The organism is Acidovorax sp. KNOB132, from assembly GCF_057541515.1.
Genome location: NZ_BAAJYT010000411.1, coordinates 1 through 2,223 on the forward strand (window position 1 = coordinate 1; position 2,223 = coordinate 2,223).

Here is a 2,223-nt window from a genome sequence, read left to right on the forward strand (position 1 = left end):
TGATGCCGCGCGGGCTGGCGGGCTGGGAGCGGCTCATGGAAGCCAATCATACGCAGCGGTGCGCAGGGGCAGGCCCCATGCGGCATCGTAGAGCGGTCCCTGAAAGTACAGCCCGTCGGGCGAAAACGTGGGCGCGGCCGCATCGCGCGAGCGGGCCCGCAACACCTCGTGCATCCAGCTGGCGGGCTGATTTCCCTGCCCGATCGCGACCAGGCAGCCCATGATGTTGCGGATCATGTGGTGCAGGAACGCATTGCCCTCGAACTCGAATCGCCAGTAGCAGGGCTGCCAGTCGTGCGGCGGTGCATTGGCCGGCGGGCCGGAATCGCCTTCGGCAGAGCCCCGCCGCGTGATCGTGATGCGCTGCAAGGTCTTGACCGGCGATTTGGCCTGGCAGGCCGATGCCCGGAACGAGGTGAAGTCGTGCTCTCCGAGCAGGTGGGCGGCGGCTTCGCGCATGGCGCTGCCGTCCAGCGGATGGAACACCCAGCCCACATGCGCGCTGTCCACGCTGGGGCGCACAGGCGACTGCAGCAGCACATAGGCGTAGCGGCGGGACGTGGCGCAAAAACGCGCATGGAAGGTCTCCGGCACCGGGTGTGCCCATTGCACGGCGATGTCGGCAGGCAGGAAGGTGTTGGTGCCGCGCACCCAGGAAAACGGCGTGCGGTCGAGCGGCGTATCGAAATGGACCACCTGCATGAGCCCGTGCACGCCCGCATCGGTGCGGCCGGCGCAGATGGTGGACACGGGTTGCGTGGCAAAGCGGCCGAGCGCCGCTTCCAGGTGGTCTTGGATGGTTCTGCCGGAAGACTGGCTCTGCCAGCCGTTGTAGCCCTGCCCGTTGTAGCTGACGCCGAGCGCCATCCTCATGAATGGCGTCCCGGTGCGGCAGAGAGCGTGGCGGCGCTGGTGCCCTGCATCAGCCCAGTTCGGACAGCAGGCGTTGCGCCCGTGTCTTGAGCGCGCCGGACGATTCGGCGATGACTTCTTCGATGAGGGTGCGTGCACCTTCGCTGTCGCCGATGGCGTTGAATTCTTCCGCCAGGGCAAGCTTGGTCGCCAGCGGATCGTCGGGCAGGGCCGGGGTCGCTTGCGGAAGATCCTGCACGGCCGGGCTGGCGGATGGGCTGGTATTGCCGGCAGGCGTGTCCAGGTCCAGCGACAGCGCTCCGAGGTCGAATTCGAGCGGCGCCGGGCCCGATGGGGCGGCTTCGGCGGACGACAGCGGTGCCGGAGCGGAATCCATCAGTCGCAGGTCGGTCGGGAATTCCAGGTCGGCCGTGTCGGGAGGTGGCGACAGTGGGTCGGCCGCGGTGGCCACCGGCTTGTCCCATGACGGATCGGGCAGGTCCAGGGCACCCGTGTCCAGTGCGGGTGGCTCCGAAACGGCGGGGGCCGGCGTCGGTGCGGGAGCCCAGGCCGGCGCGGCGGCCATGGCACCAGCGGCGGCGGCCGCAGCGGCGAAGGCACCCGGTGCGGCAGGTGGCGCGGGCGGCGCCTCGGTCAGGGCGTCGTCCGCCAGATCGAGGTCGAGGTCCAGATCGGGCGGCAGGGCCGCGCTGGTGGCGCCGGCCATCTGCGGACGGCCGTCCGTGAAGGTGCTGGCAAAGCCGTTGCCGGTGTTGGGGCCGTCGTCGTCCAGGACCACGCCAGGGCGGCCGCCGGGTTGGTACAGCGCGTTCTCGGGGTCGAGTTCGCGGCCCAGTTCGGACACGCGGGCCCAGTCGGGGCCTTGGCCATCGGTCAGCCGGAAGACATCCTGCGCCACGGCTTCCAGCGCCTTGCGGTCCTGGCGCTTGGCATAGATCTCGCCGAGCTTGACGTGGACCGAGGTGCGGTCCGGGTTGTGGCGCACGGCCTCCTTGAGGATCTCTTCGGCCTGCAGGTCGCGGCCATAGGCCAGATACACGTCGGCTTCGGCCACGGGATCGACATCGCCGCCGGCATCGAGCTGGCTGGGCGAATAGGCCATCGAAGACCCGGTGCTCAGCTGGCTGCTGGCCGTGTCCACGCGCTGGCCGCCGCTGGCGCCGAAGAACGAATCCGGCTGCAGCTTGCTTTCCATGAACGAACTGTCCACCGCGTGCTGGTTGCGGCGGTTCTGGACCGTGCGGTAGACGCCATAGCCCAGCAGCAACGCCAGCAAGGCGCCACCGGCCAATGGCAGCATGGGGTCGTCGAACAGGTTGGAGAAGAAGCCTGGCTCCTCCGTGTCGGGGG

At 69.3% G+C, this 2,223-nt stretch carries 2 protein-coding genes; both read right to left on the reverse strand.

Annotated features, from left to right (window positions below; genetic code table 11):
- Positions 1–33: 33 nt before the first annotated feature.
- Positions 34–873: a tRNA pseudouridine(38-40) synthase TruA gene (gene truA, locus AC27IO_RS23155; protein ID WP_498741006.1), complete on the reverse strand. Its 840-nt coding sequence runs from the start codon at positions 871–873 to the stop codon at positions 34–36.
- Between the two features lie 49 nt (positions 874–922).
- Positions 923–2,223, reverse strand: a 1,301-nt coding sequence (locus AC27IO_RS23160; RefSeq protein WP_498741007.1) for a motility hub landmark protein FimV, incomplete at its 5' end; no start/stop codon positions are given.

Excerpts from the sequence above, each read along its gene's own strand:
- truA (WP_498741006.1), bottom strand. The coding sequence starts at position 873 with ATGAGGATGGCGCTCGGCGTCAGCTACAACGGGCAGGGCTACAACGGC.